The organism is Micromonospora sp. NPDC020750 (assembly GCF_044334565.1).
In the GTDB taxonomy this organism is placed as follows: Bacteria; Actinomycetota; Actinomycetes; order Mycobacteriales; family Micromonosporaceae; genus Micromonospora.
The window spans coordinates 189782-204322 of the sequence record NZ_JBIRTH010000008.1 but is presented as its reverse complement, the minus strand read 5'-3'; the positions used below and the strand labels follow the sequence as shown (position 1 = coordinate 204322).

General features: G+C 74.7%; 12 protein-coding genes. 5 read left to right on the top strand and 7 right to left on the bottom strand.

Annotated elements, in window-relative coordinates; genetic code table 11:
- Window positions 1-17 precede the first annotated feature (17 nt).
- The 5 genes from ACH4T9_RS24240 to ACH4T9_RS24220 are packed head-to-tail and all read right to left on the bottom strand — an operon-like array spanning window position 18 to window position 7496.
- Entirely contained in the window at window positions 18-998 is a 981-nt protein-coding gene (locus tag ACH4T9_RS24240; protein WP_396673631.1) for an ABC transporter substrate-binding protein, read from the bottom strand.
- Window positions 995-2149, bottom strand: a complete 1155-nt coding sequence (locus ACH4T9_RS24235; RefSeq protein ID WP_396673630.1) for a hypothetical protein — start codon at window positions 2147-2149, stop codon at window positions 995-997. Before ACH4T9_RS24235 ends, ACH4T9_RS24240 begins: the two co-directional genes overlap by 4 nt.
- The gene (locus ACH4T9_RS24230) at window positions 2146-3615 is read right to left on the bottom strand and encodes a VWA domain-containing protein (RefSeq protein ID WP_396673629.1); all 1470 of its coding nucleotides are present in this window, start codon (window positions 3613-3615) and stop codon (window positions 2146-2148) included. Before ACH4T9_RS24230 ends, ACH4T9_RS24235 begins: the two co-directional genes overlap by 4 nt.
- A gap of 18 nt (window positions 3616-3633) precedes the next feature.
- Window positions 3634-5841: a tetratricopeptide repeat protein gene (locus ACH4T9_RS24225; protein ID WP_396673628.1), complete on the bottom strand. Its 2208-nt coding sequence runs from the start codon at window positions 5839-5841 to the stop codon at window positions 3634-3636.
- The gene (locus ACH4T9_RS24220) at window positions 5841-7496 is read right to left on the bottom strand and encodes a trypsin-like peptidase domain-containing protein (protein ID WP_396673627.1); all 1656 of its coding nucleotides are present in this window, start codon (window positions 7494-7496) and stop codon (window positions 5841-5843) included. Before ACH4T9_RS24220 ends, ACH4T9_RS24225 begins: the two co-directional genes overlap by 1 nt.
- Before the next feature lie 190 nt (window positions 7497-7686).
- Between ACH4T9_RS24220 and ACH4T9_RS24215 the strand changes: the two genes are divergently transcribed.
- Both ACH4T9_RS24215 and ACH4T9_RS24210 read left to right on the top strand, forming a co-directional pair.
- On the top strand, window positions 7687-8931 hold the full coding sequence (locus ACH4T9_RS24215; protein ID WP_396673626.1) for an MFS transporter: 1245 nt from the start codon (window positions 7687-7689) through the stop codon (window positions 8929-8931).
- Window positions 8932-9107: 176 nt separating this feature from the next.
- Window positions 9108-10034, top strand: a complete 927-nt coding sequence (locus ACH4T9_RS24210; protein WP_396673625.1) for an alpha/beta fold hydrolase — start codon at window positions 9108-9110, stop codon at window positions 10032-10034.
- 85 nt (window positions 10035-10119) lie between these two features.
- Here the strand turns inward: ACH4T9_RS24210 and ACH4T9_RS24205 are convergent, their stop codons facing one another.
- Window positions 10120-11349: a PucR family transcriptional regulator gene (locus ACH4T9_RS24205; protein WP_396673624.1), complete on the bottom strand. Its 1230-nt coding sequence runs from the start codon at window positions 11347-11349 to the stop codon at window positions 10120-10122.
- 86 nt (window positions 11350-11435) lie between these two features.
- Between ACH4T9_RS24205 and ACH4T9_RS24200 the strand changes: the two genes are divergently transcribed.
- Together ACH4T9_RS24200 and ACH4T9_RS24195 are read left to right on the top strand one after the other, a co-directional pair.
- Window positions 11436-12527, top strand: coding sequence for a ferredoxin reductase (locus tag ACH4T9_RS24200; protein WP_396673623.1), 1092 nt, complete (start codon window positions 11436-11438; stop codon window positions 12525-12527).
- A 14-nt stretch (window positions 12528-12541) separates the two neighbouring features.
- Window positions 12542-13684, top strand: a complete 1143-nt coding sequence (locus ACH4T9_RS24195; protein ID WP_396673622.1) for a fatty acid desaturase family protein — start codon at window positions 12542-12544, stop codon at window positions 13682-13684.
- A gap of 3 nt (window positions 13685-13687) precedes the next feature.
- Here the strand turns inward: ACH4T9_RS24195 and ACH4T9_RS24190 are convergent, their stop codons facing one another.
- Entirely contained in the window at window positions 13688-13843 is a 156-nt protein-coding gene (locus ACH4T9_RS24190) for a hypothetical protein (protein WP_396673621.1), read from the bottom strand.
- 16 nt (window positions 13844-13859) lie between these two features.
- On the opposite strand from ACH4T9_RS24190, the gene ACH4T9_RS24185 reads away from it, so the two are divergent.
- Window positions 13860-14297, top strand: a complete 438-nt coding sequence (locus ACH4T9_RS24185; RefSeq protein WP_396673620.1) for a hypothetical protein — start codon at window positions 13860-13862, stop codon at window positions 14295-14297.
- Window positions 14298-14541: the final 244 nt, after the last annotated feature.

The following is a 14541-nucleotide window of genomic DNA, read 5'->3' as shown; positions in this document are numbered from 1 at the left end:
ACGTCCTCGGAGATCTCCTAGACCGCAACGGTCGTAGCCGGACCGGACGCCGGAAACGGGAAGAAGTCGAACCCCCGGGACGGGTCGTGCGACTGGTAGCCCCGGACGATGAACGACGCCTGGTGGTCCAGGCGGCACTTCGGTGGCGCGGCGAACATGCCCAGCCCGGCCGTGTCGAAGTTGGTCAGCAGGGCGTTGTCGGTGCGCCGGCCGGCCGCCACCAGCTTGCCCCACGCCTCCCAGGCGGCCCGCACCCGCGCGGACGTCCACGGTTCGTCCCCCGCCGCCCAGCTCTCGTAGAAGGCGGGCCCGGACTGGTGCAGCAGGATGTCCTCGATCCAGTCGGTGCCGGGCCACCCGGACAGGGGCTGCGCGCCCATTCCGAGGCACCACGGCACGCCACCGCGGGCCCGGATGTCCCCGGTGAGCCGGACCAGCTCCGCCCAGGTCGCCGGGGGGCGCTGCGCGTCGGGACCGCCGGGCACGCCCGGGACGTACCAGACCAGGCTCTTGGCGTGGGCGGCGACGGACAGGCCGTACACCCGGGGGTGCCCGTCGCGCGGGTCTTGGAGGTGGAGCAACTGCGGCGCGAGGTCCGCCCGCTCCCGTGCGACGAGGGTGTCGTCGAGCGCGTGCAGGTCGCCGCTCCGGACGTACGTCTGCAGGTCGTTGAGCCGGGGCAGCACCGCCACGTCCGGCGGCCGTTTTCGGTCGACCCCGGACCGCAGCACCTGGCTGACGTCCCGGGTGCCCTGGTAGGTGACCTTGATGCCGGTCTCCTTCGTGAAGGCCCTCAGCACCGCTAGGAAGGGCGCGGCCTCGCTGCCGCTGCCGAGCTCGGCGTTGATGCGTCTCTCGTCGGTGCTGTCCACCTCGGTCTTGCTGGCGTCGCTCGTGGCCCAGGACGCGACGACGCTCAGGGTGCGCGCCTGCGCGCAGGCGACGAGCCCGCCGGTGGCCAGCAGGACCGGGATCAGGGCGAAGGCTACGCGTCTCATCGCTGTGAAAACCTGTATTCCGCTAGACGGGGCTGGAGGCCGAGGGCGGCCATCGCCAGGGCGAACAGGGCGGCGGCGAGCAGGACGACCTCCCCGGCCCGACTGTCGGCGGCCCGCTCGGCGGATCGGGCGGCGTGCTCGCCGTGTAGGGCACCGGCCTCGGTGACCCCCGGCGGGGACGCCGTCGCCGCGCCGCTCGCGGACGGGACGGGCGCGGGCTCCGGGCTGCCTGCGGGGGCGGGCGTCGGGCTCGCGTCCCCCCTGACCCGCGCGATCGTGTCCGGGCAGCCCGGCGACCCGCAGGCGGCCGTCAGCAGGGCGGCCAGGCTGCCGCTGTCGCGGGCGGACAGCGCCGCGAGCTGCGCATCGCGGTCGATGGTGGCCTGGTCCGTGTCGCCCCGGGCGTCGGCGAGCTGGTTCGCCGACCACAGGCTCATCGCGGTGGTGGCGCCCATCACCAGCACCGCGAGCGTCGCCAGCAGCAGCGGCACGTTCAGCCGGCGTCGGAACCGCCGGCGCAGGAACCGCTGCGCGGAGACCAGCAGCGCGAGCAGGGCCAGCACCGGCACGAGCCAGAGGAGCGTCATCTTCCCGTTGGTCCACGGGCCGTCGGCCTGGCCGTTCAGCGCGTCCATCTGCTTGACCCCGAGAGCGGCGAGGCGGCGCAGGATCTCCTCCAGCAGGGTCGACGCGTCCCACAGCGTGGCGGTGCCCAGCGCGCTGCCCCCGTCCTGCGCGAAGTACGCGTGGGCCCGCTCGACCAGCCCGGTGTAGGTCACCACCGAGGCCTCGACCACCTGGATGTCCCGGCTGCCGGTCTCCCCGGCGGCGTTGTCCTCGGCGGCCTGGGCGAGCTGCTGGCCGGCCCGGGCGATCTGGTTCTGGTAGCCCTCGCCGGGGCTGGCGAGCAGGCGGGTGCCGGCGGAGAAGCTGGCCAGGGCCTCGCCGTGCGCCTGCCGGAGGGCGAGTTGGGCGTCGTACACGGCCAGCACCGCCGGCACGGACCGGTCATGGGCGGCGTCGGTGGTCCGGTGCACCCCGACGAAGACCGTGAGACAGCCGCCCAGCGTGGCCAGAATGCCCACGAGCAGCGTGGCGAGGAGACCCCGCAGCTTCCGCCGGGTGGTGCTGGTCGGCCGGTCGGCGCTCACGCCGGCACCGGCCCGGCCTCGTCGCCGGTCGGGAACCGCTCGCCGCAGCGCTCGCAGAACCGGGCACTGGGCGGCGACCGGTGGCCGCAGTGGCAGAGCCGGGGCGGGGCGCCGGGGGCGGGGGCGGGCACGGCGTCGGGGGCGGGCGGGTCGTCGGGGGCGGGCGGCGGCACCGGCCCGGGCTCGCCGTCACGCACCGTGAACGACGACTGGAGCGCCACATTGATCACGTCGAGCCGGGCGAGGTCGTCGCGCAGGCGTACCGTGCCGGTGTCGACGCCGTCGACGAGCAGCCGCAACTGCTCAAGGTGGAGGGCGTCCCCGGCGGCCGTGGCCACCTCGACCGCGCGGCCGAGCAGGCCGACGGCGGCCTCCCGGTCGCCCGTGTCGTACGCGTCGCACCCGTCGGCGATGAGCTGGCTGAGCTGCTCCTGCCCGGTGTAGTGGGCGACTCGGGGATCGATCCGGCTGGAGAGCAGCAGGTCGTCGGTCCAGTGCGCCAGGACGTTCTCCGGCCGGGTGGCCGGGGCGTCACCCACCCGCAGGTCGACCCGGGCGACCCGGACGTCCTCGCCCCTCGGCCGGTCCGTCCCGTCCACCTCCAGGCAGAGGTGGTACTCCCGGCTCTCCTCGCCCCAGGAGCCGGTCGGGCACTCCACGGTCCGCTCGTCGACCGGGGCGACCGGCAGGTCCGTCACCGTGGGGTGCACCTGGCGGCAGTACAGCACCCGGGCCGGCGGCACCAGGGCGATCCGCAGCCGGGCCCGGGCCACCTGCTTGGCCATCGCCGCCCGCATGGTCTCCCGGAAGTCGGACTCCAGATCGGCCGGCCGGCGTACCGCGTCGGCGGTGCCGTGCAGCGCCTCGGCGACGCGCATCAGCTCGCGGGGCTCCCAGCCGTCGCCGATGCCCCGGGCGTCGCAGACGAAGTGCCCCGCGCAGCCGGCCAGCACCTCCGCCAGCCGCTGCGGCGTCTCGTGCTGGTTGCGGCCGTCGGTGAGCAGCAGGGTGTGCCGGATCGCCTCGGGGTGCATGGCCAGCAGCTCCCGGGCCAGCTCCAGCCAGGTTCCGATCGCCGTGCCACCGATCGCGACGAGTTTGCTCACCGCCTGCCGGGCGTCGCGGCGGGTGGCGGGCGAGGAGGTGGCCAGGCCCCGGTGCCGGGGGTAGACCATCCGGGCCTCGTGGGTCCCCTCGACAACGGCGAAGCGGACCCCGTCCGGCAGCACGGCGACGGCGGCGGCGGTGGCCCGCTGGGCGGCGGCGATCTTGGTAGGGGGATAGGCCATCGACTCGGAGCAGTCGACGACGATCACCTCGGCGTGTCCCGGCTCGTCCGGGTCCACCCCGGTGCCGGCCTGTCCGGCCCGGGCGGTGACGGTGAGGATCGCGTGCAGTTGGCGGTCCCTCGTGGAGAGGAACCTGTCGTGGCCGATCGTCAGGTCGAAGTCGAGCCTGCTACGCACCGTTTCGCTCCTCACGGGTCAGCGTCTGGTCAGCGGCCGGACCGCGTTCGCCCGGTCGACGAGGACGCCGTGGTCGTCTTGCGTGCGCGCCTGCTGGGCCAGGGCGCGCAGGGAACTCTCGAGCAGCGTCCGCACCGAGCGCTCCGACACCTCGCCGCCGAGCGTCTCGCCGCCGGCCAGCCCGTCGGCCCCCTGGGCCAGCAGCAGGTCCAGGGCCGCCTGCCGGATCGCCGCGGTCATCCGGTCCCGGGACTCCCCGTGCCGTGCGCCCCCGTCGAGCCGCAGCTCGTCGAGGCGGCGGGCCGCCTCGTTGAGCTGGGCCGCGTCGGGCGGGTCGGCGCCGAGCCACGTCCCGAGCACCCGGGTGGCGGCGATCCGGGCGGCGTCGTAGTGCCGGGAGACGCGGGGGACCTCGTCGAGACACCGCACCGCCGCCACGCGGTCACCGGCGGCCAGCCGGAGCCGGGCCAGCCCGAACGCGGCGCTGGCCGTCGACTGGTCCCGACGCCACACCGCGTGGTAGTACCGGCCCGCAGGCTCCGTCCTGCCCTGCTGCTCGTAGCAATAGCCGAGCGCCAGCTTCGGCGCGACCTCGCCCGGCAGCTCGCGGTACGCCTCGTCGAACCTTCCGGTGGCCTCTGCCATGTCGGACCGGGTCAGCGCCAGCAGCCCTTCGTGCCAGGTCAACCGCCAGTCGGCCACCGCGTCCTCGCCGAGCAGGGCACGGGCGGCGGCCAGCGCCTCCCCAGCGGGGCCCGGCTCGGCCAGCTCCAGGTGGGCCCGGCAGCGGGCCAGGTGCAGCTCGACCGACTCCGCCTCGACGGCCGCGAGCCGGGCCAGCAGGCCGCGCGGGTCAAGGGCGCCGATCAGGGCCAGGGCCGGCGTGGCCGGGTCGCCGTCCGCCGGCCGGGGCACCGGCAGGCCGACGGCCACGGCGTCCGGGGCCGGGCGGCCGTGGTGCGGCAGCTCACCGGCCGTCGGCTCGATCCAGGCGGCCAGCGGCGGCACCGCGCCGAGGCCCGCGTCGAGCAGCGCGGCGGTGGGCGCGAACACGGCGGACGGCTCCTGCGCCCGGCCCGCCGGAGGATCCTGCAGCAGCTCGCGCAGCACGCCCCTGAGCTGCTCGGACATTTCCTTGGCGGACGCGAAGCGGCGCCGCCACCCGGCCTTGGCCCGGCCGACCAGCCGGTGGAAGGACTCCTCCCCGACCGGGTCGGGGGCGAGCGGTCGGGCGACGGGCTTGCTCAGCTCCTCCAGCAGGACCCCGACCGCGTACAGGTCCGACCGCACGGTGAACCCGTGCGTCGCCATCTCCTCGTCGCCGACCCGGTACGGGTGGGGGGTGAGGACCCGCGGGCTGGTGTCGTCGTCGGCCCGGCGCGCCCCGCCGAGGTCGATCAGCTTGATCCGGTCCCCGGTCCGGATGACGTTGCCCGGGTGCAGGTCGGTGTAGAGCAGGCCCTTGCCGTGCAGGTACTCCAACGCGGTCAGGATCTCGTGGCCGTACGCGAGGATGTCCACCAGCGACAGCGTGACCCCCGGCCGGCCGAGGCGGACGGCCAGGAGCAGCTCGTGCAGCGACATCCCGGCGAGGTACTCCATCACGATGTAGCTGGTCTGCCCGCCGAAGAGCCGGTCCTCTGCGGTGACGAAGTTGAAGATCCGGACGATGCTCGGATGGTCCAGTGTGGTCAGGAAACGCCGTTCGGAGACCTCGATCGCCAGCGCCCCCGCGCTGGTCTTGTTGAGCAGCCGCTTCAGGGCGACCGGGTTGCGGTCCAGGTGGGTGTCCTCGGCGAGGTAGACCTGCCCGAGACCGCCCCGGGCCAGGTACCCGACCACCTCGTACTGGTCGGCCACCAGGTCGCCGTGGTGCAGGGCGGGCACGAACGCGAAGGGTGTCCCGCAGGCGGGGCAGTAGCCGTGGTCGAGCCGGTCGGCCCCACCCCGACCGACCCGGCCGCCGCACTGGGCGCAGGACCGGCTGCCCTCGGGCACGCTGAGCTGGGGCGAGACCCGGCCGTGCCGGGGGAAGGACAGCACCGGCAGCGACACGAGGCCGGCCACCGTCCAGGAGCTGTCCCCGACCGGCTCACCGGCCGCCGGACCGTCCGGGAGCACGGGCTGTGCCGCCGGGCGCCCGGGCTCGGGCGTGAGGCCGCAGACCGTGCAGAAGCCGTCGGCGTCGACGTCCCCGGGGCACCCGGGGGTACGCGGGCAGCGCATCAGGACGGCCCTCCTTCCTGCCGGTCGTCGAGGGCGCGCCGGACCTGGTCGGCGTACCCGTGCACGGCGGCGGTGGCCTCGGCGAGCTCGCACGGGCCGCCCCGGAGCAGGTCGTGGGCCCGCCGGTAGGACGCCCCCAGTTCGTGGTGCTCGGTGAGCCCGCCGACGCCGGCGCGGGCCCGTTGCGCGTCCAGCAGCCCCCGCAGCCGCTGGTGCGCCGCCGCCAGCTCGGTCAGCCGCCGCCGCAGCTCCGCCATCTCGTGCAGGGCCCGGTCGGTGGCCCGTTCCACGGCGGCCAGGTGCTCGGGCAGCGGGCCCGGGTCGGGCTGCCCGGCTGCGGCGCGCAGGGCGGTGAGCCGGACCCGTAGCCGGGTGGCCCGGGCGGGCACCGTCGGCAGCCCGGTCAGCTGCGCCGCCAGCTCGCGGTGGTGCGCGCGGGCCAGGCCCTCGGCGGCGCGCAGCCCGGCGATCCGCCGGCCGAGCAGCCCGAGCCGGACGTCGATCGCGGGCCCCCGGAAACCCAGCAGCACCCGCAGGTCGCGTTCGGCCGCCCGGTCGACGATCGGCCCGACCACCTCGGCGAGGAGCTCCTCTGGGTCGGTGGACTCGTCCACGCCGTCGATCAGCACCGACCGCGGCGCCGCCGCGCCGACCAGGTCGCCCACCGGGCCCGCCGCCGGCTCGCCCGCGCCGACGAACTCCAGGATCCGTTCGGCCAGCTCCCGGGGCGGCTTGCCGGCGGCGTCCAGCGACAGGTCGATGCTGCCCAGCGGCGGGACGGTGGGGTCGCCGTCGGGCTCGGCCTGACCTGCGGAGGCCGGTCGCAGCTCCCGGTTGGACAGCACCACCGCCCGGCGCAGCGCGGCCGACACCGTGGAACCGGGTCGGCCGGTGACGATCACCAGGACGTTCTCGGGCGAGCGGCGGGCATAGAGCCGGGCGATCCGCAGCGCGGCCGGGCCGTCCCGGTGGCCCGCGCTGAGCGAGGCGAGCTCCTCGTCCACCGAGGACCCGCCGACGACCCACCGCGCGACCGCGGGCGCGTGGTGCAGGATCGTCTCGACCGGGACCATGTACGAGCGGCCGGCGGCCGGGTCGCTGTAGTAGGAGACGACCATGCCGACCACGTGGCCGGTCCGCTCGTCGACGGCCGCCGCCCCGCTGAACCCGCCCCGCACCCACAGCCCGGGGTTCGCCGGGGTCATCTGCACCTGCTCCCCGCCGGGCCCGACCTGTCCGTCGAGGACGGCATGGACGGTCTCGCCGTCGCTGAACTCCCTCGGGAAGCCGAAGGCGTAGACCTGCTGCTGCCAGAGGGGGAGCCGGCGCAGCTCGGCGCCCTGCTGGCCGGGGACCGGGTCCGCCAGTTCGAGCAGGGCGACGTCACCGTGGCCGTCCCCGTCCAGTGGGGCCCACCCGCCGGGCGTCACGCGCGCCGACCGGGCGGCCAGGTGCGGCAGCCGGACCAGGTCGACCATGACCCGGGTGGCGGGCGGGCCGCCCGTCGCCGCCCCCCGCCGGCCGGCCGAGCTGTCGATCACGTGGGCGCAGGTGAGGACGTGCCGGTCGCCCAGGAGCGTTCCGCTGCCCAGAATCAGGCCGCCGTCCCCACGGATGCGGACCGGCCATGGCTGACGGCCATGACTCTCCTTCACCCAGAGCATGGTATTCGCACAATCCTCATTAGGCGGGACACGGCATCGACCGTTGTAAGAAATGCGACTCGGGCGCGGAACGATCCTGGCTCCCGCTATCGGCAAATTGTGAGTGGCACAATTCCCGCCGACCGCGGCCAGCCGAAGTGGTCCGTCCGGCCGCCGCAGGCCGTCGGCTACGCTCGGCCCGGTGACGGTCACCACGGGGGTGCCAGCCGCGCCCGCCTCGCTGTGGCGCAACCGTGGCTTCAACGCGTTCTGGTCGGCGCAGATCCTCTCCGTGCTCGGCGACTCGTTCTCGCAGCTCGCCGTACCGCTGCTGGTGCTCGACGCGACCGGCTCGATCGCCACGGCCGGGCTGCTCACCGGAGTCTCCGGCACGGCGGCGGTGGTTGCCGGCCTGCTCGCCGGGGTCGTGGTCGACCGGTTCGACCGGCGGGCGCTGCTGATCGGCGCCGACGTGGCGCGGATGCTGTTGTTCGCGGCGGTCCCCCTGGTGTGGTGGCTGGTCCCGGCCCCGCCGATCTGGCCGCTGTTCGTGCTGCTGCCCCTGGCCGCGGCGGCCGGGATGCTGTTCCAGGTCGCCGCCGTCAGCGCGATGCGCGGCCTGGTCCCCGGCCCGGAGCTGACCCGGGCGAACGGTCGGCTGTACGCCGGCACCGCCCTGGCCTCCGTCGGGGGGCCCGCGCTGGCCGGCCTGGTGTCCGGCTGGCTCGGCCCGGCGGGCGCGATCGCCGTCGACGCCGTGAGCTTCGGGCTCTCCGCAGCGCTGCTGATGCTGGTGCGGTTGCCCGGCCGGGCCGCCCTGTCGGCCGACGCGGGCGACCGGACGGGGCCGTTGGCGGAGTTCCTGGCCGGCGCGCGGTTCCTGCTCCGGCACCCGGTGCTGCGTCCGCTGACCGCGCTGCTGACCGTCTTCCTCCTGCTCACCTACGGCATGGACGACGTGGTCATCTACCACCTCAAGCACGGCCTCGGCCAGTCCGACGGCATGGTCGGCCTGGTGCTCACCGCGGGGGCGGCCGGGACGGTGACCGGCTCGCTGGTCGTCGCGCCGCTGCGCAGGCGGTTCGGGTTCGGCGCGTGCTGGATCGGCGCGGTCGCGGTCACCGGCGTCGCCGTCGCGGCCCTTGCGTCGACCGGCCGGCCCGTCGAGGTCGGCGCGCTGATGCTGGTCTACTTCGGCTGCCTGAGCATCGGAGGCATCTGCTCGCTGTCGCTACGCCAGGAGGTGACGCCGGAGCATCTGCTCGGCCGGGTCACCGCCGCGTTCTGGACGATCCACTTCTCGCTCGGCGGCGTCGGCGCGGCGGTGTTCACCTGGCTGGCCCAGCACCACGGGGCCCCGCTGACGTTCGCCCTGGCCGGCGGCGGCTGCCTGGCCGTGGCCCTCGCCGCCCTGTTCACGGCGGTCCGCCGGGCGGGCCCGGCCTGACCGGAAACCGCGGTGGAGGTCGCAGGTGTACGCGTCGACGACGACCACCTTGCCGGCCGGGCACGACGCGAGCGCGGAGGCCGCAGGTGTACGCGTCAACGACGGGCGGCCACCCGATCGGGTGACCGCCCGTCGTTGCGGCTCGGGGTCGCACGGTCGCTGCCAGACTCGGCCGCATGTCCAGCACCGGGGAGATCATCGCGCTCAGGGGCGGCCGCCGGGCGGTGGTGCACCGGCTCGGGGCGGCCGGCAACCGGGTGGTGGTGTTCTGCCACTCCGCCCCGGGGTCGGGCGCCTTCGATCCGGACCCGGCCGTCACCCGCGTCGCCGGGGTCACCCTGCTCGCCGTCGACCGGCCCGGCTACGGCGGCTCCGACCCGGCCACCGGCTGGGCCGACGTGCCCGCAGCCGCCGACGACCTCGCCGAGGTGCTCGACCAGCGAGGCCTCGGCCCGGTGCCCGTGGTGGGCTGGTCGGGCGGAGGGCGGGTCGCCCTCGCGCTGGCCGCTCGCCGGCCGGAGCTGGTGAGCCGGCTCGCGGTGCTGGCCACCCCCGCCCCCGACGAGGAGGTCCCCTGGGTCGACCCGGGGCAGCGGGACATGATGGTGACGCTGCGCGGCCAGCCGGTCGACCAGGTCCGCGCCCAGCTCGACGCCGCGCTGGCCGGCATGGTTCCGGCCGACCCGTGGGACGCGCGGGCGTACCGGATGCTGCTCGGGGCGGGCCCGGCCGACCAGCCCGCGCTGGACGCCCCCGGCGCCGCCCGCCGGGTCGGCGACATGCTGGCCGAGGCGTTCGCGCAGGGCGCGCGGGGGATGGTCGACGACATCGCCGGGTACGTGCTGCGCCCCTGGGGCTTCACCCCCGACCAGGTACGCGCGGCCACCCTGCTGCTGTACGGCGCCGACGACGGCCTGGCCGGGCCGGAGCACGGCCGGTGGTGGCGCGACGCGCTGCCCGACGCGCGCCTGGAGGTCGTCCCGGACGCCGGTCACCTGCTGGTGGTGCCGGCCTGGTCCCGGGTCCTCGACCACCTGGTCGGGCCGACGGCGCGAAGCACCTCCGCCCGGGAGGCGGTCGCGTTCATCCTGCGCGCCCCGTGATTTTTGTGCGTTCCGTGCTTGCGATGGGCCCCTGACCCGGGCACGACGATGACCGGGACGGATTGCTCTGTGCCGGCCCGGACCGTCAGTCCGGTTCCGCCGGGGCGGGCAGGACCGCCAGGGCCAGCGTCAGGTCCAGCACGGTCGCCGGGTCGTGCAGCCGGTCGCCGTACATCTCCCGCACCTTGGCCATCCGGTAGCGCACGGTCTGCGGGTGCACGAACAGGGTCGCCGCCACGTCGTCGCGGCGACCCTGGTGCAGCAGCCAGGCGCGCAGTGTCTCGGCGAGCCGGTGTGCGGTGGCCGGCGGCAGCGACGCCAGCGGACGCAGCACCTGGGCGCGCAGGTCGGCCAGGGCCTCCGGGTCGGTGCTGAGCAGCAGCTCGGCGAGGTGCTGCTCGGTGTCCAGCGGCGCGTCGGCCCCGACGCGGGGCAGCCCGAGCCGCAGCGCCCGGGTGGCCCGCACGTACGACCCGGCCACCCGGTGCCACGGCCGCGCGGGCCCCAGCACCGCCCGGTGCCCGTGCAGCACCCGGGCGAGCGGCCGCCGCCGGCCGCCGTGCGCGTCCGGCACCAGCAGCACGGCCAGTTCCTCGGTCGGGTCCACCCCCGGCATGTCCTCGCCGCTCTCCAACGTGTGTGGGCTCAGCGCAGTCAGCACGGTGCGCAGGCTGCTGCGGGGCAGCAGGACGACGGTCAGGGTCTGCGGCACCGGCCAGTCCGCCCGCTCGGCGCCGAGGCGCAGCACGTCCTCGGCCTCGCCGGCCAGCAGTTGCTGGCTCAGCCGCTCCAGGTACCGCCGCCGGGCCCGGCCGACGGTGGCCAGCTCGTCGGCGTGCCCCGCCACGCTGGCGGCGGACAGCTCGTCGATGTAGGCGAACATCAGCTCGGCGAACTCGGCGACCGTCGCCGCGGCGAGCCCGCCGCGCACGGTGGTGGTGGAGACCTCCCGCCAGGACACCCGCGCTCCCACCCGGTACGCGGCGAGCAGCGCGTCCATGCTGCGCCCGGAGCGGGCCTCGCCGCTGCCCAGCGCGTACGCGGCCTCCAGGGCCGAGAGCAGCGGGGCGCTCGGCTCCGAGGTCTGGGGACGCCCGAGGAGCTGGAGGAACGTGCCCAGCGCGATGCGAACCGCGTTTTCGATCTTCGCCCGCATCTGGCCGGTCAGGGTGCCGGAGTAGGCGGGCACCTCGGCGGTGATCGCGGTGATCGTACGCTCGGCGACCAGGGGCAGCGCGGCGCGTAGCCGGGCGGCCATCGGCTCGTCCAGTTCGAGGTGGGCAGCGCGGCGGCTGGTCCCGGACCCTTCCGACATAGATTGTTCTCCCGGAACAAGACCCTGCGGTTGATTCACCTTCCTTGGCCAAGATGTTATGCGATCGGGCGGGTCACCCTGGTTGTATGACGACCACCGTCCCGCGCCCGCCCGGCAAGCTCACAGTCCGGGACAGGCTGTTCCGGCTCGCCGAGACGGTCACCACGCCGCTGCTGCCCGAGGACTACCTCGACCTGGTCGCCCCGCTGCGTTCCGGGGCAGCCCTGCGCGGGCGGATCGTCGACGTCCGCCCCGAGACGCGGGACGCGGCGACGGTGACCATCCGACCGGGGCGGGGCTGGCGCGGACACACCCCCGGGCAGTACGTCCGCCTCGGCGTGGACGTCGACGGGGTCCGCCAGTGGCGGGCGTACTCGCTCACCTCGGTCCCCGGCCACCGCGACGGGCTGATCTCGGTCACCGTGAAGGCCATCCCGGACGGCCGGGTCAGCAACTACCTGGTCCGCCGGGTGCGGCCCGGCACGCTGGTCCACCTCGACCAGGCCCAGGGCGACTTCGTGCAGCCCGCGACCGCCCCGGAGCGGATCCTGTTCGTCACCGCGGGCAGCGGCGTCACCCCGGTGATGGGGATGCTCCGCGCCGGCGCGACCGGCCCGGCCGACGTCGTGCTGGTGCACTCCGCGCCGACCCCGGCCGACGTGGTGTTCGCCGACGAACTGCGCGGCCTGGCCGGGCGGGGCGCGCTCCGCCTCGTGGAGCGGCACACCGACACCGACGGCGTGCTCGGCGTGGCCGAGCTGGCCGACCTGGTGCCCGACCACCTCGACCGGCAGACCTGGGCGTGCGGCCCGGTCGGCCTGCTCGACGCGGTCGAGGCGCACTGGGCCGCCCACGGGGCGGCCGACCGGCTGCACACCGAGCGGTTCCGGCCCACGGTGATCTCCCCGGGGGCCGGGGGCGCGGTCACCTTCACCCGGGCCGGGGTCACCGTCGACGCGGACGGCGGCGCGGCCCTGCTCGACGTGGGCGAGGACGCCGGGGTGCTGATGCCGTCCGGGTGCCGGATGGGCATCTGCTTCGGCTGCGTGGTGCCGCTGCGCCAGGGCGCCGTCCGCGACCTGCGCAACGGCGACGTCACCACCGCCGTTCCCGGCGACGGCGTGCTCATCCAGACCTGCGTGTCGGCGGCGGCCGGTACCTGCGACATCGACCTCTGACAGGAGAATCGGACTTGACCACGATCCAGAAGAAGCCCGTCAACCCGATCGCCCACCTCACCGCCGAGGACATCGACACCCTGGGCAGGGAGCTCGACGCCATCCGTGACCGGGTGATCGCCGGCCGGGGGGAGCAGGACGCCGCCTACATCCGCCGGGTGATCTCCACTCAGCGCCGGCTGGAGCTGGGCAGCCGGGCCGTGCTGCTGTTCTCGCTCTTCCCGCCGGCCTGGCTGGTCGGCACCGCCGGCCTCGCCGTGGCCAAGATCCTCGAGAACATGGAGATCGGCCACAACGTCCTGCACGGCCAGTGGGACTGGATGCGCGATCCGAAGATCCACTCGACCACCTGGGAGTGGGACCACGTCTCCCCGGCCGAGCAGTGGAAGCACTCGCACAACGAGCTGCACCACACCTACACCAACGTGATCGGCAAGGACAACGACCTCGGGTACGGCATCATGCGCGTCGACGAGGACCAGCGGTGGCACCCGTTCCACCTGGGCCAGCCGCTGTGGAACTTCATCAACGCCTGCTTCTTCGAGTACGGCATCGCCGCGTACGACCTGGAGCTGGGCCGCAACCTGCGCAAGGGCCGGCACAAGGCCCCCGAGTTCCGGGCCCGCGCCCGCGCGGTCGGCCGCAAGATCCGCCGCCAGTTCCTCAAGGACTACATCATCCACCCGCTGCTGTCCGGGCCGTCGTTCCTCAGCACCCTGGCCGCCACCTTCACCGCGAATCTGATCCGCAACCTGTGGAGCCACTCGGTGATCATGTGTGGGCACTTCCCGGAGGGGGTGGAGACCTTCGAGAGGAGGTCCATCGTTGGCGAGACCCGGGGCGAGTGGTACCTGCGGCAGATGCTCGGCTCGGCCAACATCAGCGGCAGCCGGCTGATGCACATCATGACCGGCAACCTGTCGTTCCAGATCGAGCACCACCTCTTCCCGGACCTGCCGAGCAACCGGTACCAGGAGATCGCCCCCGAGGTGCGGGCGCTGTTCGCGAAGTACGGCCTGACGTACACCGTCGGCCCCCTGCCGAAGCAGGTCGCCTCGGCCTGGTGGAAGGTCATCCGGCTCTCCCTGCCCAACCGCTCCACCCCGGCCCCGCGCCCGGCCGACGACCTGCCCACCCCGGCGCTGGCCCAGGTGTAGCCGTCAGAGCGGCCCCGGCCGGGTGCCACGATGGACCAGCCCCTGCCGGGTGGCCCGGGTCTCGGGGTGGTCGACGCCGAGCACCCGGCACTGTGCCTCGAACACGCTGTCCCGCTCCCGCCGTGCCTGGGCGACGTGCCCGCGCGCCTCCGCCAGCACCGCCAGGTTCGCCCGGATGGCGGTACCGGCCCCGCGCGTGGTGCACGACGGCCTGGTAGTGCAGCGCGCGGAGCGTCTCGCCGTGCCGCTCGCCCAGATCCCGGGTCGCCAGCCGCCCGATCCGCTCCAGCTCGGCGTCCGCCGCCAGGTACAGGCCGCGGGCGTGCATGGAGCGGGCGGCGGAGTTGGCCGCGTAGCAGGCGTCCTCGACGACCTGCGCCGGTTGCCCCGGATTCCGCAGCAGCATGGTGATCATGTGCAGGGCGTGCGGGGTGACCGACGCCGGGGAACTGGCAGGGAACTGCGGGATCAGGGCGACCAGGTGCTGGGGAGGATCACCGGTCCGCCCGCCGGCCCGGCTCCGGGAGACCGCCAGGAACGGTTCGCCGCGCTCGGTGCGGCGATGCGGGAGGACCTCGGAGTTCATATTCGTGAGCCTGATCCGCTCCGCTGACCGGCCTCCGGTCGCCCAGCAGGCCATGCCGGTCGCCCAGCAGGCCATCTCGCGACCGGGCGTGGCCTGCTTGCGCCCCGGCGTCGTCAAAAAGGACACGGCCAATGGCTGTCATGGTTATCGGAACTGACCCCGTTTCAGGTATCCTGACCTGCGCATATGACAGTGCGTCAATGTATTGCAGCTTTCGGTGACTTCATAACTGTTTCGAGCTTCGGTAGCCTGATCAACAACCGGTGTGTTG